The 5539-nt window shown below is 37.4% G+C and carries 5 protein-coding genes and 2 pseudogenes; 1 reads left to right on the top strand and 6 read right to left on the bottom strand.

Annotation, left to right across the window (positions count from 1 at the left end; genetic code table 11):
• Positions 1–398: pseudogene (locus HMPREF9088_RS11680) on the top strand (IS30 family transposase); the annotation flags it as partial.
• 313 nt (positions 399–711) lie between these two features.
• On the opposite strand, the gene HMPREF9088_RS11945 reads toward HMPREF9088_RS11680, so the two are convergent.
• From HMPREF9088_RS11945 to HMPREF9088_RS07065, 6 genes and pseudogenes are all read right to left on the bottom strand, one after another.
• The gene (locus HMPREF9088_RS11945; protein WP_143139703.1) at positions 712–915 is read right to left on the bottom strand and encodes a plasmid pRiA4b ORF-3 family protein; all 204 of its coding nucleotides are present in this window, start codon (positions 913–915) and stop codon (positions 712–714) included.
• Between the two features lie 57 nt (positions 916–972).
• A complete protein-coding gene (locus tag HMPREF9088_RS07050) occupies positions 973–1713 on the bottom strand; it encodes a DUF6994 family protein (RefSeq protein ID WP_007208495.1) in 741 nt (246 codons plus the stop codon).
• Between the two features lie 117 nt (positions 1714–1830).
• Positions 1831–1983 carry a hypothetical protein gene (locus HMPREF9088_RS12430; protein ID WP_245785552.1) on the bottom strand — a complete coding sequence of 51 codons (153 nt, stop codon included), beginning with the start codon at positions 1981–1983 and terminating at the stop codon, positions 1831–1833.
• Between the two features lie 39 nt (positions 1984–2022).
• Positions 2023–2121 (bottom strand): annotated as a pseudogene (locus HMPREF9088_RS12690) (hypothetical protein); the annotation flags it as partial.
• Positions 2122–2972: 851 nt separating this feature from the next.
• Positions 2973–4073 (bottom strand): hypothetical protein, encoded by a 1101-nt coding sequence (locus HMPREF9088_RS07060; protein WP_007208498.1) that lies wholly within the window; start codon positions 4071–4073, stop codon positions 2973–2975.
• Positions 4070–5509, bottom strand: a complete 1440-nt coding sequence (locus HMPREF9088_RS07065) for a hypothetical protein (protein WP_040366745.1) — start codon at positions 5507–5509, stop codon at positions 4070–4072. Before HMPREF9088_RS07065 ends, HMPREF9088_RS07060 begins: the two co-directional genes overlap by 4 nt.
• Positions 5510–5539 lie beyond the last annotated feature (30 nt).

A 5539-nucleotide genomic window follows, 5' to 3' on the forward strand; every position in this document is an offset into this window, starting at 1 on the left:
TTATCACTCTTCAGCCAGAAGGCAGACGAGCTATAGATATTGAAAATCGTTTGAACCAGTGGATGAAATCTGTACCTAAGCATCTATTCAAATCAATGACTTTTGATTGTGGAAAGGAATTTTCAAATTGGAAATCAATCAGTAATATCAATGATAGTGATATCTATTTTGCAGATCTTGGTGCACCATTATAAAGAGGATTGAATGAAAACTCTAATGGTTTATTCCGTAAAGATGGTTTACCAAAGCAAATGGATTTCAACGAAGTTGATGAATCTTTTATCAAATTTATTGTGTTAAAAAGAAATAATATCTCTCGAAAATCATTAAACTATAAAACACCAATAAAAGTATTCTTGAGTCACATAAGCAAAGAAAACTTGTCTAACTTAATTTGACAATTAATATAGAATAAAAAAATCCATAAACTCGATTAGTGTGCGAAACACCTAATGGAGTTTATGGACTTTTTGTTTTTAGCTGAACAATTCTGTCTCAGGCTCTTTGAGTTAATCAATACTTCTAATAATTACGAGCTCGGTTTCCAAGATATAACCTATTTAATAGTTTTAGTGAATCTTTTGTGGGTTCGTAATGATACTTCTAACAATCACGAGAAAGCGTAAAAGATTTTTAAACGAAATTTGCAATCGACGATATCAAATGATGACAAATCTATTTGGTGCTATCCAGACATTAAGTGAAGTCTTTTTATTCTTCATGGAACGAATCATCCAGCATTTCAGCAAAATGTGCCAAACCACCGATATCTTCGACGATACCATATACTTGCCAACAGAAACTCGTGGAAATGAAAATAGTGAGTACCTCTTCTATACTCAAAGTAATTTCCCAACCGTAACCATAGTCATACATAGGCAAACCGCTATACGCTCTGGACTGCCGTAAATGCATATGTGCTTTCAACAGTGATAATGAGTAACTGGCTATTTTATTCTTACAATAAGATATTTATGTGTTCATTTGCTCGTTACGTCGCTTAATACATTGTAGGTTACCTGCAATATATTTTTCAAAAGCTTCTTTGTCCTTTGCTGCTGTGTTAATGTCATTTGTCAAAATTGCCATATCATTCTTTTCATAAGAAGTTAAATCAAATACTTGAAAAGAACGATCAACAAAACTTTCCATCTTGAAGTGCTTCATAAATTTCTCAAATCCAACAAGGTCCTGCCCAAAATTTAGTAACCATTTACTTGTGACTTCATCGTTCAAAGCTCTGACCATCTTTTTATTTAATAATAAATGAGCATCCCCTTCATACCAACACTTTATAGCATAAAGAGCCAAGTCAATTCTGTCATGATAAAGACTCGCACCTCTTGCTGTATTAATAGAGCCATTTGTGCCATTTCTCGGCCATAACATATGGCCGCCAAGTGTCCTGGCAATCTGGGTCAACTCAAAAATTTCTTCTCCATTTAGCCCAGCCTTATAAGAAAAATATCTGGACGGACCGATGTAATCCGATCCTAATCGTGTTGTCCCATCCATTAGTGTCCACGATCCATAAATTTTGATTGGTATTACATCAGGGTAAAATTGTTCCGCTAAATTCTGATAGAGTAACTTACTGTATTTGTCAGCATCGCGGTACTCCTGTTCAAATTGATTGACTATTTTTAACGCATCGTAATATTTTTTAAATCGATTGCTGTCTAATTGATTCACATCACTAAAATAATTTTTCATGATTCATCACCTCAACAAATTGATAATAGATATAATTGCAAACATGAGCCATCACAAAATTCTTCTACAGTATCCAAAGCTGTCAAAAATCACAAGTCGTTACGTATTGGAAACAATTTATCTGTACAATAACGCCTTTAAGTTCTCGTGATAACTTTCTGCATCAGTCTCGAGCATTCGTAATATTGCCATCAACGGAATGGCCATTTTGATTCCTTCTAATTCATAGCCCCCTTTTTTTGAAATAATCTTTAAATATTTATTTGCCATTCTTTGCGCATATTGTTTTAAAATGATGTAGGTTCTAGCTATATCCAAAACAGGATTACCTAGCTTTGCATTCACCCAGTCAATAATGGAATACTCTGAATGATCATACATAATATTTAAAAAGTGAATATCGAAGTGACAAAGGGCAGTCTTTTTTTAATCTTTGCCAATGCTGATAAGCCAATCAATTTATATTCTTCCTCAAGTTCGGATTCCTTGATTCGCTTTTCAAAAATATCATGTGCTTGATCCAACTCTAAATTAGAGTAATCATAAATCGACAATTGAACATCTATAATGAAACAATTGGAAGAGGAAAATGAAATCCTAAAAAAAGCGTTGGGCTTGTTCGCACGGAAATAGACACCGTCTGGATAGGCTACAATAAACTAGACAGAGAAATCTCTAGCCGAATCTGCTAGAGTTACACCTTTTATTTCTATTAATTTGTTTAATGATTAAACTCTTCTCTTTCTTCCTTCTCATAGAAAGAAACTTTAACTAGAGCGGTCATCCATCAAGGAATATTGGTTTTCTTATTTTTTGACAATAATTCTATCCACTCAGCACTTTTATGCTGTCAATCTTATCAACTCACAATATCAATTAATCTACTAAATTAACAAATTTCGAAATTCACCAATCTTGGATAACTTCCCTCAATGCAAAAAAACCGTGATTATCCTTCCGGCTTAGAACCAGGCCTCAAACCACGGAAAGCCTTTATTTACTTATCTTATTACGATCTTACTTATCAATCCTTGACATCAATACAACCGTCTCAACATGTGTCGAGAGGACAGAATGAATGTCATTTGAGCGTGTCCGTTCTCGGGAATATATCCACGATGCTTTTTGCACCTTCGGTAGACGGGAACATATCCACTACACTCGTAAAATATAAAGGATGTTCACTACTGCTCTGTCGATTTAAATGGCTCACCCCAAACATTATAGGCAAGTATTTTCCCAGTATCTGAATACTGCTATCAACCTTTTTCTGAACGATACTTATGCTTAAGAGCATCAGTTACTGTTTCAATAATTGAAAATTCAAAATCCCGCTTTGACATTTCTATCGAAGACAAGAACTTCTTGTTTCCTTTGAAAGACTTCCATAATAGTGTCTTATCTTTTTCATCAAAATTTATCTTAAACAAGAGATTGGAGAGAGAAACAATCAAAGATTTCTGCTTATCATCAAACTTCTTTTTACTGAAAGCTATGTATTCCTTCAGATCACCTATGTCGTATTTTGGTTGCAATCCAGTTATCGGATTAACCAACAATTGAGTAGAGGAATTCATCAGATTTACATAAGAACCCAATTCATATTGCTGTGCCTCTGTCATTAAGTTGTAGTCCAGGCCATATGCTCTTGTTCTTTCACTTGCACAATTTAGTTTTTGGCTTTCATCTTTAATGCGGCTTATTCGCTCATTAATTTCTACAATAGCAAGTTCGTATGATTTAACATCACGCTTGCTGATGAGGGTGAAAATCTCCTCAAGACGGTTCTGATCACTTTTCCCTTTCCATAGCAGAAACCCGCTGCCCACAAGTGCAACTCCGGCAATCGCCCAACCAACAGGTCCGGCAAGGGCCAGGAATGCATTTCCAGCAGCCATTCCTCCACCACCGGCCGCAAGCGCACCTCCGCCCAACCAAGCTAATGCCGCGTTGGTAGCTGCCGCGCCACTCAATGTAGATATGGCTGTTCCTGTTGAAGCAATACCAAACGTTGTCGCAATTCCCATTGCGGCAGTAGGGCCAAGAGCCGCAACTGCGATTCCGGCACCTAGACCAGCAGCACCTTTTCCAGCATTTTTTGCGACGGCATTTTTGTAATCTGATTCAATCTTTTCTGCTTGCTGCTTCCAGTTCAGACGGATTTTTTTCAGTTTTTCATACTCTAATCGCTTCTCGCCTGGAACATTTCTAATTTCGTCAAAGAGTTTTTGTATGGTGTTCAATCCATCATAAAGCTGGCTTGTGAGTGTGCCCAACTCGCCAATTTTATCATTTGTTTTCTTGATAGCCGATTCTGCCTGCTCTTGGGCAAGTTTTAACCTCGATTTTTTCTTGCTCATTGTCTGTTACCCCCAAAATATAAATCTATATTGGATTTTGTTCTGAGTATATTATTATCAGGGACCTTCCTGAGTTCTGCCAATCGGACAGATTTTTGGAATGCCTGAACATACATATCGCTATTCTTAAAGTCACCAATAAAATCTACAAGATCCTTATCATCGTATAATTCCGATAATAATGAGAGTCCGTTCAGATAGTTTTCTACGATGGTTATTTCTCTTCTTGCAAACTGAGCTTCGGACTCAGCTTTTCGTATTACAACAACCCGCTTTGCTTCGCCATACAATGAAATCGTGAAACGGCCCACCCCCACTATGTTAAGCCGAAGGAAAAATTCAGTCGCATTGAAGGTACCACCTCCGGTTATGAAAGCCCGTATGGTTGCATCGCCGAGATCCATCATGCAGAAGGTGCCGTGCGCTATTGTAAGCATTCTTTTTACGGTGGGATTTGAGAATGGCTCACAAGCTATCCACATAGCGGATGCCGAACGTTCTTCTTTCCCTGTTGTTACGAAATATTTTACCAATCGCCTTATCGCATATACCAACCTGACAATGATTTCATTGATAAAGACTGGAATGACTTGGGTGGCTTGAAAACGGATATCGTATCCTTCTTTGTATATGCTCAGAGCCAACTCATTTATTGTGTTGTCAAACTGTGAAACGGGAATGTTCAGTTTTCTCTTTATTGCAATAATATCATTCGTCCATGCCCAAAACGGAGAAGGTATTCCCATACCTCGACCTTTACTGCTGGATGATCCAGATATATCGGAAATCAAATGGCCAAACCAGTTGACGAACCCACAAAATAATTTTTCTGGAACATTACTGCCGCGAAGTTCAAATTTTCCATCAGCATTCTGTAAAGATATCAGTTCTCCACCGGAAACAAAGTGCGATTGATTTGTAAACTGATCTAATATCGAAAAAAACAAACCAAGCAAAGTCGGATTATGGCCAAGTGATTTGAAATGATGATTTGAAGGATTCAAGTCAAATACTATACTTCCAGCATCACCGGCTCCGCGCTGGTCATATGGAATTTTAAATTTCTTCTCAAGAAAGCCAATTGCTGATGACAGTGAATCATTTCCTTTGCCTTCCCATCCGCAAAGTTTAGCGAAATCAGTTGTCCGATTTACAAACCACTTATCAGTAACATCTCCAGCCGGTGACTCTCCAGGTTTTCCAACCAGGAAAATATCAATAATGCCACAGAGAACTCCTGAACTTGCAGCCAACGCATAATCCAACTTATCACAGTTCGGTCTGAGACTCTCAACTGACATGATTGTCTCTTTCAGACTCTGAATTTCAGTTTCCGCAGATATTAATGCTGTTTCGATGGAAGATGAAAAGCTAAACCCATCGTCAGCAACACTCATTCTAAGAACGAATCGGTCTGTTCCTTCTGCTTGATTCATGCTGTTATACTCCCTCCCTTTTTTTAGTTT

Origin of the sequence: Enterococcus italicus DSM 15952, assembly GCF_000185365.1 — a bacterium.
GTDB classification, from domain to species: domain Bacteria; phylum Bacillota; class Bacilli; order Lactobacillales; family Enterococcaceae; genus Enterococcus_G; species Enterococcus_G italicus.

Bases quoted from the DNA above. Each gene is read 5' to 3' on its own strand.
- HMPREF9088_RS12430 (WP_245785552.1), bottom strand. From the start codon at position 1,983: ATGGCAAATAAATATTTAAAGATTATTTCAAAAAAAGGGGGCTATGAA.
- HMPREF9088_RS07060 (WP_007208498.1), bottom strand. From the start codon at position 4,073: ATGAGCAAGAAAAAATCGAGGTTAAAACTTGCCCAAGAGCAGGCAGAA.
- HMPREF9088_RS07050 (WP_007208495.1), bottom strand. From the start codon at position 1,713: ATGAAAAATTATTTTAGTGATGTGAATCAATTAGACAGCAATCGATTT.
- HMPREF9088_RS07065 (WP_040366745.1), bottom strand. From the start codon at position 5,509: ATGAATCAAGCAGAAGGAACAGACCGATTCGTTCTTAGAATGAGTGTT.
- HMPREF9088_RS11945 (WP_143139703.1), bottom strand. From the start codon at position 915: ATGCATTTACGGCAGTCCAGAGCGTATAGCGGTTTGCCTATGTATGAC.